This is a genomic window from Salinicoccus cyprini, from assembly GCF_007713705.1.
In the GTDB taxonomy this organism is placed as follows: domain Bacteria; phylum Bacillota; class Bacilli; order Staphylococcales; family Salinicoccaceae; genus Salinicoccus; species Salinicoccus cyprini.
This window is the reverse complement of sequence record NZ_VMSJ01000001.1, coordinates 762,904-779,236: the sequence shown is the minus strand read 5'-3', so window position 1 is coordinate 779,236 and position 16,333 is coordinate 762,904. Positions and strand designations below refer to the sequence as shown.

The 16,333-nt window shown below is 43.3% G+C and carries 23 protein-coding genes; 11 read left to right on the top strand and 12 right to left on the bottom strand.

Translation table 11 applies throughout. The features are described 5' to 3' along the window. Positions 1–79 precede the first annotated feature (79 nt). Positions 80–352 carry a GNAT family N-acetyltransferase gene (locus FO441_RS03820; RefSeq protein WP_145286008.1) on the bottom strand — a complete coding sequence of 91 codons (273 nt, stop codon included), beginning with the start codon at positions 350–352 and terminating at the stop codon, positions 80–82. Between the two features lie 130 nt (positions 353–482). On the opposite strand from FO441_RS03820, the gene FO441_RS03815 reads away from it, so the two are divergent. Further along, entirely contained in the window at positions 483–974 is a 492-nt protein-coding gene (locus FO441_RS03815) for a small multi-drug export protein (RefSeq protein ID WP_145286006.1), read from the top strand. Positions 975–1,036: 62 nt separating this feature from the next. On the opposite strand, the gene FO441_RS03810 is transcribed toward FO441_RS03815, so the two are convergent. From FO441_RS03810 to FO441_RS03800, 3 genes are all read right to left on the bottom strand, one after another. Then, positions 1,037–1,390, bottom strand: coding sequence for a hypothetical protein (locus FO441_RS03810; RefSeq protein WP_145286003.1), 354 nt, complete (start codon positions 1,388–1,390; stop codon positions 1,037–1,039). Between the two features lie 81 nt (positions 1,391–1,471). After that, on the bottom strand, positions 1,472–2,686 hold the full coding sequence (gene fdhA / locus FO441_RS03805; RefSeq protein ID WP_145286000.1) for a formaldehyde dehydrogenase, glutathione-independent: 1,215 nt from the start codon (positions 2,684–2,686) through the stop codon (positions 1,472–1,474). Positions 2,687–2,935: 249 nt separating this feature from the next. Continuing rightward, positions 2,936–3,670 (bottom strand): DUF429 domain-containing protein, encoded by a 735-nt coding sequence (locus FO441_RS03800; RefSeq protein WP_145285998.1) that lies wholly within the window; start codon positions 3,668–3,670, stop codon positions 2,936–2,938. Positions 3,671–3,844: 174 nt separating this feature from the next. On the opposite strand from FO441_RS03800, the gene FO441_RS03795 reads away from it, so the two are divergent. Genes FO441_RS03795 through FO441_RS03785 form a run of 3 tightly spaced genes read left to right on the top strand, consistent with a single transcriptional unit; the run spans position 3,845 to position 6,656 of the window. Further along, complete coding sequence (locus FO441_RS03795; RefSeq protein WP_145285995.1) at positions 3,845–4,849, top strand: TRAP transporter substrate-binding protein; 1,005 nt, start codon at positions 3,845–3,847, stop codon at positions 4,847–4,849. Positions 4,850–4,884: 35 nt separating this feature from the next. Then, the gene (locus FO441_RS03790) at positions 4,885–5,373 is read left to right on the top strand and encodes a TRAP transporter small permease (protein WP_145285993.1); all 489 of its coding nucleotides are present in this window, start codon (positions 4,885–4,887) and stop codon (positions 5,371–5,373) included. Further along, positions 5,370–6,656: a TRAP transporter large permease gene (locus FO441_RS03785; RefSeq protein WP_145285990.1), complete on the top strand. Its 1,287-nt coding sequence runs from the start codon at positions 5,370–5,372 to the stop codon at positions 6,654–6,656. The genes FO441_RS03790 and FO441_RS03785 overlap by 4 nt, the downstream gene beginning before the upstream one ends. Positions 6,657–6,752: 96 nt before the next feature. Here the strand turns inward: FO441_RS03785 and FO441_RS03780 are convergent, their stop codons facing one another. Further along, positions 6,753–7,199 carry a hypothetical protein gene (locus FO441_RS03780; RefSeq protein ID WP_145285987.1) on the bottom strand — a complete coding sequence of 149 codons (447 nt, stop codon included), beginning with the start codon at positions 7,197–7,199 and terminating at the stop codon, positions 6,753–6,755. 566 nt (positions 7,200–7,765) lie between these two features. Here FO441_RS03780 and FO441_RS03775 point away from each other — a divergent pair. The 4 genes from FO441_RS03775 to FO441_RS03760 all read left to right on the top strand — a co-directional run bounded on the left by FO441_RS03775 (position 7,766) and on the right by FO441_RS03760 (position 9,769). Continuing rightward, positions 7,766–8,395: a class I SAM-dependent methyltransferase gene (locus tag FO441_RS03775; protein WP_145285985.1), complete on the top strand. Its 630-nt coding sequence runs from the start codon at positions 7,766–7,768 to the stop codon at positions 8,393–8,395. Positions 8,396–8,409: 14 nt separating this feature from the next. Beyond that, positions 8,410–8,820: a hypothetical protein gene (locus FO441_RS03770; protein WP_145285982.1), complete on the top strand. Its 411-nt coding sequence runs from the start codon at positions 8,410–8,412 to the stop codon at positions 8,818–8,820. A gap of 341 nt (positions 8,821–9,161) precedes the next feature. Further along, positions 9,162–9,368, top strand: a complete 207-nt coding sequence (locus FO441_RS03765; RefSeq protein ID WP_145285979.1) for a helix-turn-helix transcriptional regulator — start codon at positions 9,162–9,164, stop codon at positions 9,366–9,368. Between the two features lie 23 nt (positions 9,369–9,391). Then, entirely contained in the window at positions 9,392–9,769 is a 378-nt protein-coding gene (locus FO441_RS03760) for a permease (protein ID WP_145285976.1), read from the top strand. A 51-nt stretch (positions 9,770–9,820) separates the two neighbouring features. On the opposite strand, the gene FO441_RS03755 is transcribed toward FO441_RS03760, so the two are convergent. Both FO441_RS03755 and FO441_RS03750 read right to left on the bottom strand, forming a co-directional pair. Further along, positions 9,821–10,783 (bottom strand): ABC transporter permease, encoded by a 963-nt coding sequence (locus FO441_RS03755; RefSeq protein ID WP_145285973.1) that lies wholly within the window; start codon positions 10,781–10,783, stop codon positions 9,821–9,823. Beyond that, positions 10,776–11,699 carry an ABC transporter ATP-binding protein gene (locus FO441_RS03750; protein WP_425473441.1) on the bottom strand — a complete coding sequence of 308 codons (924 nt, stop codon included), beginning with the start codon at positions 11,697–11,699 and terminating at the stop codon, positions 10,776–10,778. The genes FO441_RS03755 and FO441_RS03750 overlap by 8 nt, the downstream gene beginning before the upstream one ends. Positions 11,700–11,853: 154 nt before the next feature. On the opposite strand from FO441_RS03750, the gene FO441_RS03745 reads away from it, so the two are divergent. Continuing rightward, positions 11,854–12,255: a hypothetical protein gene (locus tag FO441_RS03745; protein ID WP_145285968.1), complete on the top strand. Its 402-nt coding sequence runs from the start codon at positions 11,854–11,856 to the stop codon at positions 12,253–12,255. Between the two features lie 34 nt (positions 12,256–12,289). Here FO441_RS03745 and FO441_RS03740 read toward each other — a convergent pair whose 3' ends face one another. Beyond that, a complete protein-coding gene (locus FO441_RS03740) occupies positions 12,290–12,898 on the bottom strand; it encodes a DedA family protein (RefSeq protein WP_145285965.1) in 609 nt (202 codons plus the stop codon). A gap of 198 nt (positions 12,899–13,096) precedes the next feature. Between FO441_RS03740 and FO441_RS03735 the strand changes: the two genes are divergently transcribed. After that, positions 13,097–13,336: a hypothetical protein gene (locus FO441_RS03735; protein WP_145285962.1), complete on the top strand. Its 240-nt coding sequence runs from the start codon at positions 13,097–13,099 to the stop codon at positions 13,334–13,336. Positions 13,337–13,503: 167 nt separating this feature from the next. After that, on the top strand, positions 13,504–13,932 hold the full coding sequence (locus tag FO441_RS03730) for a hypothetical protein (protein WP_145285959.1): 429 nt from the start codon (positions 13,504–13,506) through the stop codon (positions 13,930–13,932). Here FO441_RS03730 and FO441_RS03725 read toward each other — a convergent pair whose 3' ends face one another. The 4 genes from FO441_RS03725 to FO441_RS03710 all read right to left on the bottom strand — a co-directional run bounded on the left by FO441_RS03725 (position 13,933) and on the right by FO441_RS03710 (position 15,954). Next, on the bottom strand, positions 13,933–14,580 hold the full coding sequence (locus tag FO441_RS03725; RefSeq protein ID WP_186365457.1) for an HAD hydrolase-like protein: 648 nt from the start codon (positions 14,578–14,580) through the stop codon (positions 13,933–13,935). Positions 14,581–14,688: 108 nt separating this feature from the next. Continuing rightward, on the bottom strand, positions 14,689–14,868 hold the full coding sequence (locus FO441_RS03720; protein WP_145285953.1) for a PspC domain-containing protein: 180 nt from the start codon (positions 14,866–14,868) through the stop codon (positions 14,689–14,691). Between the two features lie 353 nt (positions 14,869–15,221). Beyond that, positions 15,222–15,482, bottom strand: coding sequence for a phosphatase (locus tag FO441_RS03715; protein ID WP_145285950.1), 261 nt, complete (start codon positions 15,480–15,482; stop codon positions 15,222–15,224). Positions 15,483–15,504: 22 nt separating this feature from the next. Next, complete coding sequence (locus tag FO441_RS03710; RefSeq protein ID WP_145285947.1) at positions 15,505–15,954, bottom strand: GNAT family N-acetyltransferase; 450 nt, start codon at positions 15,952–15,954, stop codon at positions 15,505–15,507. Positions 15,955–16,333 lie beyond the last annotated feature (379 nt).

Sequence of the window (16,333 nt, the reverse complement as noted above, 5' to 3'; positions counted from 1 at the left end):
ATCCTTTCAAAATCAAAACACTATTATAGGCCATTATACAGAAAAAGCCAGGGAATAATCATCCCCTGGCCCATAATTCCTATTTGATCAGCTGCTTCATACTGTCGTCCTTCTCCATGACGTCCCTTGCGAACGGACATTGCGGTACAATTCTTTTATCTTCCTGTCGTGCAAATTCAACCATTGTTTCGACCAGATCGGTACCAACGCCCTGACCGCCCAGTTCGTCGTTCACCTGCGTCTCCTGTATGACATAGTCCTGGTCCTCGTCTGTAGTGAAAACAATCTTCGCTTCCGGGTTCAGTTCATCCTCCCCGACAAAGAACATGTTTTCACCTTTTTTAATATCCATACGTTATCCTCCATTCAAAATGATCGATATAGTCTTAAATAGACATTCTGACTGATTTCAAACATCCGCTACACCACCCATCCGGCTTTCTTATGCTAAAATAATAGCAACATGAACTTGGAGGTAAGAAATGAATACATCACTGCTCATCGCCTACATAATCGTCTTTCTGCTGTCCGCCATACCACTGTTCGAAGCATTCGTTGTTGTGCCTGTCGGTATCATCGGTGGTATGAACTTCATCATGACACTCATCATTGGCATCCTTGGGAACCTGGTGACACTATTTCTGCTCATTATACTGGTCGACCGCATAAAACAATGGTATCTGGAGCGCCAGAAAAGAAAAGGCAATGAGAACAGCAGGAAGTCGCAACGCGCTGAACAGATCTGGAAAAAGTACGGACTCCCCGGACTCGCCTTCATCGGTCCCTTCTTTGTCGGCAGCCACTTCACCGCACTGATGGCCCTCATTCTCGGCGGCAGTCAGAAAGCAACATTCTTCTGGGTGACACTCAGCGTCATCGCCTGGACAGTCGGCCTTTCCATTCTTGTACTGTTCGGTGTCGACTTCATGAATCTTGAAGACCGGCAGTTCCTATCACGATTTATAGAAGAATAGTAAAAATGAAATCCTTTGAAGCCATTGGCTCCAAAGGATTTTTATTTGGAAAATTTTGATTCTTACATGCTTATGACAGCCTGTCTAAACGGCTCTATTCTATGGAGCATGAATTCTAAGGTAAAATAGACGCCCGCGAAGATCAAAGCGAACTGGTTGAAAGTGATATTCGTGACTATTTCGTTTGTAAGCAAGCCAATCATAATCATACTAATTAGAGTTCCATTCAGAAATGTACTGATTTTCTGGTTTTTGGCAGACTGCATATCAATATCCGAATTGATGATGATACCTAGTATCACAACGGAAAAAGGTACAAAGAAAGAAACATCGTCTGTCATATTCAATATGACCACAAACCAGACAACCGGATACAGTATCATCAGAATCGGCAGACCATATCTGATCCATTTCATGAAATCCTCCTAAAAATATGTAAAGTAACTACTGGCATATTCAAAATTATGCCAGTAGTTACAGTGTATCACTTCAGAAAATTACTTCAAATATCCATGAGGATCGATGACGAATTTCTTTGCTGCCCCTTTGTCGAAATCCCTGTAGCCATCCGGTGCTTCGTCCAGGCTGATGACGGTTGCATTGACGGCTTTGGCGATATTGGCACGGCCGGAAAGGATGGATTTCATCAGATCACGGTTGTATTTCATTGCCGGTGTCTGACCAGTGACGAATGTATGCGCCTTGGCCCAGCCGAGTCCGAGACGGACCTTCAGCGTCCCCAACTGCGCTTCTTTTTCTGCTGCGCCCGGATCTTCTGTAACGTAGAGTCCAGGTATGCCGAGCTTGCCGCCTGCCGTCGTGATATCCATGATGCTGTTGAGTACAGCGGCCGGCTGCTCTCCGGCATCGGCACCGTGTCCGGACGCTTCAAAGCCGACGGCATCAACTGCACAATCGACTTCGTCAATTCCGAGTATCTGCTCGATCTGATCTCCCAGACGGTCATGCTTGGACACATTCACTGTCTCGCAGCCGAAACTTTCCGCCTGCTTCAGGCGCTCATCCTGGAGATCACCGACAATGACCCTCGATGCACCGAGGAGCTGTGCCGAGTGGGCAGCGGCAAGGCCTACTGGCCCGGCGCCTGCGATGTATACAGTGGAACCGGTCTTTACACCTGCTGAATAGGCGCCATGGTAGCCTGTTGGGAAAATGTCCGACAGCATTGTCAGATCAAGCACCTTCTCCATTGCCATGTCGCGATCCGGGAAGACGAGCAGTTGGAAATCCGCATATGGCACCATGACATATTCAGACTGGCCACCGACCCAGCCGCCCATGTCAACATAGCCATACGCTGCACCGGCACGTTCCGGATTGGTATTGAGACAGATATGCGTCTTCTGTTCCCGGCACATGACACAGCGGCCGCATGCGATGTTGAACGGCACAGATGCAATATCCCCTTTTTTGACAAACTCCACATCCCTGCCGACTTCGATGACTTCCCCGAGAATTTCATGCCCGAGCACCAGACCTTCAGGTGCCGTTGTACGCCCTCTGACCATATGCTGGTCACTGCCACATATATTCGTTGTAATTACTTTCAAGATGACACCATGCTCACATTTGCGTCCAACGTTTGATTCCGGTACACCGGGTCCCGCTTTCAGAACCAGATCCGGATATTCAATATCCTTTACTTCGACGCTGCCTGCCCCAGTATAGACTACACCACGATTTCCCTGCATTTTACCCCTCCTGTTTTATGTTCAATTTCTCCCACTGCTGCTGCCCGGACATATGCTGGACAGCCGTCATTTCTCTGCTGCTCCTTTCCTGGTGTTATATCAAAGCCTTAAAGGCTCAGATTCCCCTTATATGAATGAGCTGGATTGAAGCATTTGCTTTAATTGTAAGCGCATTCTTAATTATCATGATATATGTAACTGAATTTTCAGTCAATAATTTAGAAAAATTGCTACATAAAATTTATGACATCATAAGTATTTTACAGGAATGAGTATGAAACCATCATCAACAGTTCCAAATGACTGGCCATATGATGTGTTCCTATGAATGGTATACATGCCATATGCACAAAGGAAAGCGTCGACCTTATCTTCAATATGTTTATGACGCTTGCGTGTATACGGTAAATCCCCTTTGTCAAGCTTCAACATGAGGCCGCTGATTTCTCCTGTTTTTTCAATAAGACGGAACCGATCCATCAATCTGTCCATATCTGAACATGATTGCGCAAAAGATAGTCTTCTCTTCTTCTTGTATCTGATTGGAAACATATCCGGAAACAGACCACAGCATATGCCGGTAGGAAATGTTTCTACGATATTCGAATCCGTCCAGCTGAATCCGACTTCTATTTCGGGCATTGCCTTTTTGATCGCTTCTATCAAGGTTTCTCCCCGGATCTCACCGAAAGTCCTTGTAAGATAACCTCTGCTCGAGTTGAAAGCAAAAAGTCTATGACCATTTATTCTTGAACGCATCAGTTCACTTTCAGCCCTGCGTCCGCCTGATTCATTGTTGACGATTAGCGGTGCGTCGATTGCTATTGTCAGTGCTTCATCGCCCTGCGCTTTTATGATTTCCACAATATCTTCATTGCTGAAGATGGCAGATTCCAATTGTTCCACTTCGCCATGCTCATCAATTATGCAGATGCCTGTTTCATTCTTATATGTCCAGGCGAGATCGATTCCAAAAAACTTCATAGTTTATCCCCTCGGCTTTTATATGTTTGTAATCTTTACAAATTTGCGAAAATACTATAGCATACTTATATATTATATTGTTTACATATGCATTTATTAGATTAATGATTATTTTCTAATAATTAAACTCCATCATATCACCAACTATTTTCCAATCAGAAAGATGTGTCCATTATGAGAAGATTAATTTATTTCGTTCTAGCACTAGTCATGATGCTGGGCGCCTGCGGTCGTCCCAATGAGGACGAGGCATCCGGAAAAACGGTCATACGCATGGCCTATCTTGTTTCCCCAAGCCACTCCTCCCATATCGTTGCAGAGAAATTTGTAGAGCAGGTTGAACGCGAGTCCGATGGCAGACTGGAAGTCGAACTCTATCCAAGTGGTTCGCTATTCCCTTCCGACCGTGAGGCTGTCGAAGCTGTACAGCTCGGCAACGTTGAAATGACCATACCCGCGCTGGCGGTTGTTTCCTCTTTCAATCAGAATTTCATGGTGCTCGATCTGCCCTTCCTTTTTGATAACCACGAAGAAGCCTACAAGGTACTGGATGGTGAATTCGGCCAGAACCTGCTTGATGACCTGAAAGAAGATAACCTGAAGGGTCTTGTCTTCGCCGAGAACGGCTTCCGTCATATTACGAATAACAAAGGTCCGATATATGAACCGTCGGATCTTGAAGGTCTGAAGTTCAGAACGCTGGAAAGTCCGGTACAGACCGATATCTTCAAAGCGTTCGGTGCCAATGCCTCGCCATTTGCCTTCGGGGAGATGTACACTGCGCTGCAGCAGGGCACCTACGATGCCATGGAAGGACCAATTTCACTCTACTACACGAGTAACCTCTATGAAGTACAGGACTATATGAGCCTGGTCGGCCAATACTATATGCCGACTGCCCTCCTGATGAACGATGATTTCTATCAGGGGCTGCCTGAAGACCTGCAAACAGTCATCATGGACGCTTCCGTCATGTTCCGTGAAGAACAGAGGGAGCTGGCGCGCCAGCAGGATGAGGAGTATCTGCAGGTGCTGAAGGATGAAGGGGTCGAGGTGAACGAAATAACAGAAGCTCAGCGACAGAAATTCATCGAGGCAACTGAACCTGTATTTGAAAAATACGATAGGATACTTGGTAACGATCTTATAGAGGAACTGTTTGAAGCCACAGAAGAATAGATTTCAATAATTGAATCTATAGAAGGAGCTTAATAATGATTAAAAAATTGAATCGAATTGAAGAATGGTTCCTTATCACCACCCTTGTCCTGATGGTTGCACTCATTTTCGGCCAGGTCATTGGAAGATATATATTCCAGAGTGCACCAAGCTGGACAGAGGAAGCAGCCAGGCACATACATATTTTCCAGGTGTGGATTGGTGCGGGCTATGCAGTAAAGCTCCGAGAACACATTAAAGTGACTGCCTTCATCGACCTGTTCAAAGGGACAGTACGCAAAATTCTGGATATGGTCGCACTTGTCATATGGTTCCTGCTTGTCCTGCTTGTTGCCATGTTTGGCACCCAGCTTGTACTGACGACATTACAGTATGGTCAGGTCGCCCCTGCCACCCAGATTCCATTCTGGATATCCTATCTTGCTGTGCCACTCGGTGCGCTGAGCATGATGATAAGACTGGTTCAGCAGATGGTGGAAATCTACGGGAAAGACTATGATCGCAAGGGGGATACCGTGCTATGACAGTGCTGATATTATTTGGTGTTTTCATCATCTGCTTTCTGATCGGGGTGCCGATTGCCATCTCCCTGGGTGTCTCCGCCCTTGCAGCCATCTGGTTCGGCACGGATCTGCCGATCAGCCTGATTGCACAGAAGGCCTTTACATCTCTTGATTCCTTCCCGCTTCTCGCCATTCCATTCTTCATACTGGCAGGCGTACTGATGGGTAAAGGCGGCATTTCGAAAAGACTGCTGGATCTCGCTTCCACGCTTGTCGGCTTTATGACCGGCGGGCTGTCACTCGTTACAATTGTTGCGTGCATGTTCTTTGCAGCCATTGCAGGCTCAGGACCTGCGACAGTCGCAGCAATCGGTGGGTTTATGATCCCTGCCATGATTGCAAAGAACTACGATCAGGGATTTGCCTCAGCAGTTCCTGCAACAGCCGGTTCCATCGGTGTCATCATCCCGCCGAGCATACCACTCGTCCTGTATGGTGCAGTCGGAAATGTTTCCGTCGGTGCCCTGTTCATGGCAGGTATTCTGCCAGGACTGCTTGTCGGTGTTGCCATCATGCTGACCGCCTACTTCATTTCAAAATCCAAAGGATATAAACCATCAGAGGAGAACCAGTCATTCAGCTTTAAGGACGTGCTGAAGGCCCTGTATGAAGCCAAATGGGCCCTATTAATTCCAGTCATCATACTTGGTGGTATATATGGCGGGATTTTCACGCCGACAGAAGCAGCCGTTACAGCGGTAGTCTATGCATTGATCGTCGGTATATTCATTCATAAGGAGCTCGATTTCAAAGCCATTTATGACGGTTTCATGGAAACAATCATCATCAATGCCACGACAATGATCATCATCAGCTTCTCCGTATCATTCGCATTCTTCATGACACTCGAGCAGATACCAAACAGTATCGCTACATACTTGACAAACCTGTCATCCAATCCGGTTGCCATACTGCTCATCGTCATTCTGTTCCTGCTCGTTGTCGGCATGTTCATCGATACGATTTCAGCACTCGTTGTACTTACGCCGATTCTGCTGCCCGTCGTTACCGCAGTCGGTGTCGATCCGATCCACTTCGGCATCATCCTCGTCGTGGCTCTCGCAATCGGATTCGTCACTCCGCCACTCGGCGTCAACCTGTTTGTCGCATCAAGTGTCGGCAAGGTTCAGATAGAAAAGACGACGGTCGCTGTAATTCCATTCATCATTGTAATGATACTGTGTCTATTGATCATTGCATTCATACCACAGATCTCCATGTGGCTCGCAGGCCTTACTCAATAGCAGCAAGCTGAAATGAATCTAAAAAGAGGCTAAAATAACTCCCTTCACTACATTAGTCGGTGAAGGGAGTTCGCTTTTTTCAATCTGTCTGAAACTCTATTCAGGATTATAGAAACCCAAATATTCATTTAAAGAAAAATTACTTCCTATTCTATGGTATGCATCATTCTTTATATCCAGTTTAGAAATAGTGCCAGTATACAAACTTGCATTCTCTTCATGCTGGTTAAAGTCCTCAAACTCCATTGCTAAAGCCTCTTCATTATTCTCATCCTTCAAATCTACACTTAATACACTACCGTCGAGAGTATAAACTCCTTTAAATATTTCCCCTACTAATTTCACTTCCACTTTATCTGATGATTTGAAATCAAACTCTAGATTGGAAGATGGATTCAGATTCTCTGATATGTCTTCACTGCTGATTGTAGGGTCCCATGTAAAAACGTTAAGCACCTCCCCCTCCAGGTCATTGTCGGGACTGGAACAAGCACCGAGTATTACTGCAAGGAACACCAATAAAGATACGGACTTCTTTTTCATATGTATATCCTCCTTTAATTCAAGGATATAGGAAAAGAACCATTAAGAGTAGAAAAAAACTTAATTGTCAAAATTTTTGCATATATGAATAATTATAATTTAAAATCCTTATATATCACACTAATGAACGGAACTCGAATCCACCATGCACTCTAGACTGACAATTTACACTTTCGTCTCACTATTCCATAATGAACATACCCCCTGATACTCTCAGAGCCGCATACTATCTTAAAACTTATTGAAAGGAGGCTGGCCAATTTGAATAGAACGTTGAAACTGATCATATTCTTTATATTAGGACTTCTGGTGGGAATGATGCTTTATTCACTGGTGATGTAACTTGGGAAGCATGTGATGTTCCAGTAAGGAGCATCACTTTTTGTGTCCAGAATAAATAATCAGGACACATCCGATGCCTCCCCTTTATATCATATAATCGTTTCATTCTCTCATAATATTCCAACAACTCATTTGAAATAATTGAATGAAATGGTAGGATTGTGTAAAGAGCACCTGCTGGGAATGCTCGAGGATATATAAGAAGGAACAATGGAGGGTATCTAATGCTAAGTAATGAAGGATTCAACTTATGGGCGAATGACTATGATGAAACAGTTCAGATCAGTGAAGACAATGATACATATCCATTTGCCGGCTATAAGAAAATATTGAATATAATATATGGCGAGATCATGAAGAAAGAGCGGGCTGAAGTTTTGGATATAGGTATCGGCACTGGTGTGCTGGCAAGTCGATTATATGATCATGGCCACCGGATAGATGGGATTGATTTTTCCGAGGAGATGCTCTCCATCGCCCAGCCTAAAATGAAAAACGCCAATCTGATCGAGTGGAATATTGCTGAAGGGCTGCCAGCTGAAATCAGCGGAAGACAGTATGATTTTATAGTCAGTACCTACACACTGCACCACTTCACTGATGAAGAGAAATTATCTTTTATTGAAACACTCCTGCCCTTATTGAAAAAGGACGGAAAAATACTGGTCGGTGATATCTCCTTTGAACACAAGCAGGATCATGACATGTGCCGCTTGGACAATGCCGACTCATGGGATGATGCCGAGTTCTACTTTATTAACGACGACCTGGAACCAGAGCTTTTGTCCATCAGCAACTATGGCTATCACCAGGTCTCCCATTGCGGTGGTCTCTATATTATCGAAAATCTGTAGGAAGGGGTCTGGATATGGCTGTAAAAATTTTGAGAAGAACCGGCTGGATGGGTTCACTGCTTTCTTTAAACATAAAGATTGATGATGAAAAGATAACTGCGTTAAGGTTCGATGAAAAGAAGGAAATTGATATACCAAACGATGATATGGAAATACGGGTTGCGCAGTTTGGCAGCTCCAGTAATAGGATCACTGTTGATGATGGGGACACTGTCATGATCAGGACTCCGATTGTGAGCCACGTACTGATGTACTCGTTTTTTCTGTTCCTGATTTTAAGTTTCATATTTTCGATTACCTTGTTCAGCAATCCATGGATTTTCATTACTGTCGCTGTGATTCTATTGATGCTCGAATTCATTACGGATCAGTATAGGCTGGAAGTGATAGATAAGGCGGAGTGGAAGCAGAATTCTGCTTCCTGACTACTTCCTTCTCCCAATCTGAATGCCTTTCAGGAATCCCGGTATGAATAGCAGAGATAAGCCCAGAATGATGAAAGCCAACGGTACCAGCTGCTGGCGCATATCCAATCCATCATCCATATTCAATACGACAAGTACTGCTCCGACAGCTAAAAATACCCAGCCGACCGCAAAGTTTATTTTTTCGAATATGCTGAGGTTCTTCAGATGCGACTCCCCTTTTTCCTCAAGTAATTAATACTAGATTCCCTTATGACATAATTTTGAAACGCTCGATATGTAAAGCACACTTGACGTAAAGTATGCTTTACTTTATTCTGTAGACAAAGAGGTGGGTGCATTTGAAAAACAATGTTTCAGAGTTCAGGAAAAGATACGGGTATTCACAGGATCGTCTCGCTGAAAACCTGGGTGTTTCGAGACAGACAGTGATCTCCATTGAGAAAGGCAGATACAACCCCTCCCTTCCTCTGGCGATGATACTGGCAGAGCTGTTAGACACCAATGTCGAAACACTTTTCTCATTGGAGGATAGTGATTACAAGTAAACATATTATACGGAGGGATACGGATGAAATCTTCAAAAACGGCTTTTATGCTTCTTGGTGTCTTCTTTCTTATTGTGACATGTCTGCTTGGCTGGATTGCGTTTACTACTGGTTCGAAACCGACGCTCATGTTCTACACATTTATTTCGATGTCAATAATGAGTTTCTGCATGGCCCACCTCTACCCGCAGTTCATTCAGAAGGATGAGCGGATGCGGCTGATCAGGCAAAAAGCGATCCTGGCTTCGTTCTTTGCGATGCTCCTCTACTTGATGGTCTTCACGACCATTACACAATTTGGTCTTGTCAGCCTGCCTTCAGTGGATCTATTTCAGATATTCACTGCCTCGATGATCTCCACTGCTTTCATTTCAATGGTCGTCTACTCGAAGGTCTACTGAACAAAAAAAGGATGACAGCTGATCAGCTGTCATCCTTTTAGTTCTATACGATTATGCCACGTCGCGTTTGATGAATATTGTCCATGCCGTAATAATGAATACCACCATATACACAGCGATGACGGCTACGGAGAATCCGATTGTCATCTCTTCACGGATCGGCCCATATGATGAAAAGTAGACGGAAAGGTCCGTGTTGGCGAAAAGAATGTATTTGGCCCACTCGTACCGTGCCATGGCCTGAGCGACAGTCGTTCCAATGAACATGAGGAACATGGAAAGGCCGATTGCCAGTGCACTGCTTCTGAAAATGCTTGAGATCATGAAGCCGAAGGTTGCCAGTACGACGATGTTGAGCACTCTGAAGCCGTACTGCATGAATATTTCTGGCAGCAGTGCGTTACTTGCCATGCCGTCAGGACGATTGACGATGATCTCCGGATTGACGACTGGCGCCCCATAGACGATTGCACCTACGATGGCGCTTGTTGCTAATAGGAAAACGACTGTGAACAGCGTGAATAATAGCAGTGCAATGTATTTCGACAGCAGTATCGTTCCTCTTGAGATTGGACGGATCAGCAGCTGTTTGATGGTTCCCCACCGGAATTCATTCGCAACAATACCACCTGCGATGATGATGACGAACAGGCTGACAAGTGATGTCGTGAAAAGATTGTCCAGAACAAAGTTGCCCGCGTGATATCCGTACGGTCTGATATCATTTTCCAACATGTAGGTATTCTGCTGGATGATTCCCATATTCGTTGATTCGACGAAAGGATCATCTTCTCCGGCTGTTTCAATTTCTTCAGTAAGTGTCTGGTTCTCCTCCTGCAGCTCCGTCCTCCAGTCATCTGTATAGGTCGTTTCAGAATCTACAGAATCAGTGACTGTATTCATGATGAAGCTGAAGAGGACGAGTGCAACGAGAAAGACATACATGGCCCAGGTTGATTTCATGACATAGATTTTGCCGAGTTCGTTTCTGACAAGGCTGAATATATTACCCAATGACATTCTCTCCAATCATCTCAAGGAATTGATCTTCCAATGTTGACTGTATAACGGTGACACCATAGACCTGGATATCCTTCTGGACCAGCGTCGTCACGAGGCCGGGCACATCGTTCCTGTTGATCTGGATCTTGAGCTGATCATCAGATTCCAGCACTTTTATATGCTGCGCTGTGTTCAGGATTTCAATCGCCTCATCCCTTGGATGTACATCCAGGCTGACGATACTCTGTTCACTGTCCGTCTTTTCATGCAGATCCCTTACCGCAATGAGTTCACCGTTTTTTATGACACCGATGCGATCGCACATCAGCTCGATCTCACTGAGAAGGTGGCTCGAGACGATGACAGATACATTATCCTCCACAGCAAGCTTGCGGATATAGCGCCGGATTTCACGGATGCCGGCCGGATCCAGTCCATTTGTCGGTTCATCCAGGATGAGGACGGACGGGCTATGCAGCAGAGCCTGCGCAATGCCAAGACGCTGCCTCATACCAAGTGAGTACTTCCCGACTTTGGTCTGGATGGCATTTTCAAGCCCGACCAGTCTGATCACTTCGTCGATACGGGCATCAGTGATGCCACGCGTCATGCGTGCGAAATGCTTCAAGTTCTGCTTGCCTGTCATGAAAGGATACATTTCAGGATTTTCCACTATCGCCCCGACTTCACTGATTGCTTTCTTGTAGTTCTTCTTGATACTGTTTCCCTTGATGACAACGTCCCCCGACGTAATGCCGATCAGACCGACCATCATCCGGATGGTCGTCGTCTTGCCTGCACCATTCGGGCCGATGAAGCCATACACTTCACCCGGACGGATATCAAAGTTCAGATCTTTGATGATTTTCTTGCGGCCGATTGTCTTATGTAAACCTCTGATTGCCATTGCTGAATCAGACACCAGCATCCACTCCCTATATAGATTATGATAACTGTACTTCCTATAGTGATACAGTTATTACAGTAACATAAACATTCGACTTTTACATTCCATAACCTGGAATATTACAATTTTGTTATAATGGTTAGAAATAAATTACTAGTTGAAGAAGGAGACGGAAATGTCGATTACAATCAAAAGAAGCACGAATTCGATTGGAATGGGGATGGCTTTGAAAGTAAAGGCAGATGGGCGTGAGATTGAAAGGATATACCATGAAGAGGAGAAGGAGATCAACCTGGCTCGTCCAGTAGCAGAAATCAGCGTGTCCAGATGGTTGTCGAGAAGCAACACAATTACGGTGGCGGATCAATCATATGTCATTATTCATTCCACATTATGGCGCTCAATATCCATTATCGTCTACATAGTCCTGCTGGCCATCACGATGCTTGCTCTGGAGGATATACTCTACAAGACTCTCGGCTTTCTGGCTGCTTCCCTGATTGCTTTGATACTGGAATACACCTTTGAGCAGTTCCGTCTGGAAGAAGTTGAATTCGAGGAAGAAAGACGGTTCTAGAAGTTTAATATGTATACAAAAAGAAACGATGAGGTCATCGTTTCTTTTTCTTTCTTATAAAAAGGACAATCAGGATGATCACCACTACAATGAGAATGCCGTACATGACTCTCGAATAGACGTCCATGTACCCGACAATCGTCTCCCAGGAGCCACCGACTTTAGCACCGAGATAGACCAGAACGATATTCCATATGACTGTACCGAGTGTTGTCAGTGCAAGAAACAGATAGATGTTCATGTGTGCCATTCCCGCCGGAATCGAAATCAGACTGCGCATTACCGGAACGAAGCGGCATATGAATACAGCCACTGCTTCATACTTTTTAAACCATTCATTTGACTTATGCATGTCTTCCTTATCCACACGGAGGATGTGCCCCCACTTGTCAGCAATCTTCTCCATCCGCTTCATACCATATACCATGCCGAAATAGTACAGCGCGACAGCACCAACAACCGAGCCGACGGTCGATGCAATGACCACACCCGTAACGTTCAAGTTGGACTGGGTTGTCATGAAACCGCCGAAAGTCAGCACCACTTCTGAAGGTATGGGCGGAAAAATATTCTCTAAAGCCATCAGAAAGGCAATACCAATATAGCCGAAGTTGTTCATGATATATGTCAGCCAGTTTTCCATTTCATTCTCCTTCATAATTCCAGCTTGCCGGATAAAATATTATATCTCTCTTTAATCTTTATACCCGAAATACTATTTTTTATGTAGTTTACATGAGCCGGTCATATTGAATGCAGGGTGTCCTTACATCATGAGGGTTTAACAATACCGATAATAAGGTAAGGATAATTAAACAGTCGGATAAAGGAGTGTTGAATCATGACAGAAGAAAAGAAAGACCAGCAGGAGAAGATGCGTGAAGAAGCAGAGCAGAAAGCACAGGAAGGCAAGAGCCAGGCTGAACAGATGAAGGAAAAAGCCCAAGCCAAACAAAGTGATTATAGGGATGAAAAATCAAAAGACCGGGCTAAGCAGGTCGAAACGCAAGGAAAAGTACCTGATGAAGAAGATCAGGTCTATCAGGAAAAAGGCGACAACCAGTTCAACCAGTACAGATAGAATTTCAGAATATAGACGTTCCATCTAACGTCAATGAGGCCCGCGAGGGCCTCATTTTTTATGCTATCAACTATCATCTATGTAATTTGAAGCACTTGCATATATTTTCAATATTCTTTCATATTTGTTAAAGTTATACTAAATAATATACTGGAGGATGACAATATATGTGGGAACACTTATGGAGACCCTGGCTGCTATTTGCTGTGACGTGGCTTGTTGTATGTGACTTTCTTTATCACCTGTCTTTCATGACCTGGTATATACAGCTTGGTCCGATCATACTGACCTTCATTCTGGCCATAGCAACTGTCCTATTAGATGAGAAGTCAAAAAACACTAAAATAGGTGTTCGCAATAAGAATGAGGATGCAGAAAGTGACGAGAAGCCAGATTTGAAATTCACTTTGTTCATTTCAATATACCTTATCGCATTGGTAGTCAGTATGACAACCATCTACGGCCCTCCGGAAAATAATACCTTCAATTATACTAGAATAGACTTTTGGATTTTTCTATCAATGGTAACTTTTTCCAATCTCATTAAATACTGGACAGATAATAAAGAAGAAAAAAAAGGCGGCATGAAAACCTGATCAGATTATTATCTGCACTAGTTCTTTCAGTGAATCTATCACATAGTCCGCTTTTTCGAGCTCTTCATCTTTCGCAAAATAGAAGTTGCAACCGATAACCTGCAAGTTATTTTCTCTTCCTGCCTTGATGTCTGAAAGCCTATCCCCCACCATATACTTCGCATCTACATTTTCACTTTCGATAATATATTCTACCAGGTCAGACTTGTCCAGACTCTGCACGCCATTGATACTATGTACGGATGTAATAAATCTTGCTAGATTATGATGGTTAAAGATTGCATCCAAGTACGACTGGTCTCCGTTGCTGGCGACAAAAATCCTATAGCCTTTTGATTTGATGGATGCCAGAGTCTCAGTTGCACCATCATATAATTTACTACTTCCAGTATTGATACACGAGATAAGTTGACCTTGAAATATATCGTTTGCCAATCTTATAGTATCCTCTTTTGGACTGATCAATAGGTTCCGCCACACTTCTTCAAGCGTTACACCCATGATTTCCTTATACTTTTCTACAGGGTTTTCCACATAAAGGATACTTCTTGTGTCAAGTTCCTTTAGAGTTTTAGTGAGTGAACTCTCAAGTATCAATTCTGTTCTGAGCAATGTACCATCCATATCAAAAACTACAGCTTTATTCATGTTGAGTTCTCCATTCATGGTGTCAGTGTGATTTTGTTTAAAAAGTATTCCTTATAGAAAGAAGTATATCAAGTCCTAAAGAAATAAGAACTATTGAACTTTATAGAATTAAATATAACCATCATCGAAAACAAAATATGCCAAAAAGAAGTAGACTACGAAGGAGAACGGCAAAGTAAAGATGAAGGCGAGTCTTACAATAAAGGAAGGTATGCCCAGATTCTCCGCAATTCCGCCTGCTACTCCGTAGATTGCCCGGTCTGTCGAAGAGGTTTTCACTTTTCTCATAAATTTGACCCTCCTTGCTATAAGAAAACTAATAAATTCTAAATCATCTTAAGTGAATTTTTACCCTATCCTTTGAATATCTAACGCATATCTAATAATAAGCTGTACTATGTACCATTTTTTTATTTATTGTTGATCACACTATCGTTTCAAAGAGCAACCAGATTACAGCAGAAAAAACAAAAGATGCAATTAGAACGTTCCTCAGAATGATGACAAGAGGGTTCCCCTCTCTATAAATAAATATATTGAAAACAAGATTAACAAAAAGGCTGATTAAATATGTAATTACAAAGATTATGATGAAGTTCATATATTTCCCCCTCCTAAGATCGATATCTTATATATTTAATCTACTGTCGCTTCATCTTTGATATAAAATCTCTACTGCAAACTTCCAGTATCAATATGACCAGCCCAATGATAAATATCAACGTAATCATATATATAGGCAGAAACGATACTTCTTCCAGTGCAGTACCAAAGATACCTGCGTTTCTATCCCATGATGTTTTTGCCACTGTCCCACTATATACGGCAGCTGCGATCAGATTCGAACTGTATAGTAATGAACTGATCAGCATTAACGACAAGCCGATTATTATATTTCTCATTCCATCAAACTCCTTACATCATTCAGTTTAGCTTGTAGTGCATTACGTACTCATTATTCTCTTCGTCGAATGAGTGATGAGTGAATCCCATGGATCTGAGCAGCTCACCCATCACTTCATTCCCTTTTACATAGTCTGCGATGAAGGTATCATATTTATTTTCACTTTTCGCCATCTCCATAGCTTTCATAATTGCTGCTCGGCCATAGCCGTAGTTCTGATACTTCCTATCGATCATCATGCGCCAGATCATGAACTCGCGTGCCTCTTCGTCCAGATCGATGAGAATGAATCCGACTACTTTTCCTGCATCCTGTATAGCGTACGGAAATACATCATTATTCTTCCTGTACAGATAGCATTCTGCGATTGATCTGACATTTGGTGCGACAAATCTGCTCTGTGCTTCCTTGACCTCGAGATCGATAACGTCATAGAAATTGTTTTCGTCTATCTCTGCAAAATTGACCATCACATACTCCTTTATTCTTCCATATTTATACTAATCTTACATTAAAGAATGTTAAAATCAAACTTACAAAGAGGAGGCTGAATATGAATACACCCATCAGCTTGATTTCATTCCTGCTACTCGTAATTACAGTCATACTGGTATTCGCACTCATTCTTGACCTCATCGCTTTTTTCTTAAAAAGCAAGCAATTCCCTAAAAGTCTCATGCTTTCCACCATTGTATCCATTATTATATTCTCAGCAGTACTTCTGTATTATCTGAATTCATCTTCTGGATGATACTGTTCGACTGCTTCTATAATCATCGGAGCCGATAGAAAATAAAACAGGAGTTTTTCGTCTATTAGAGTAATTGAACATTGCCCATAGATTCACAT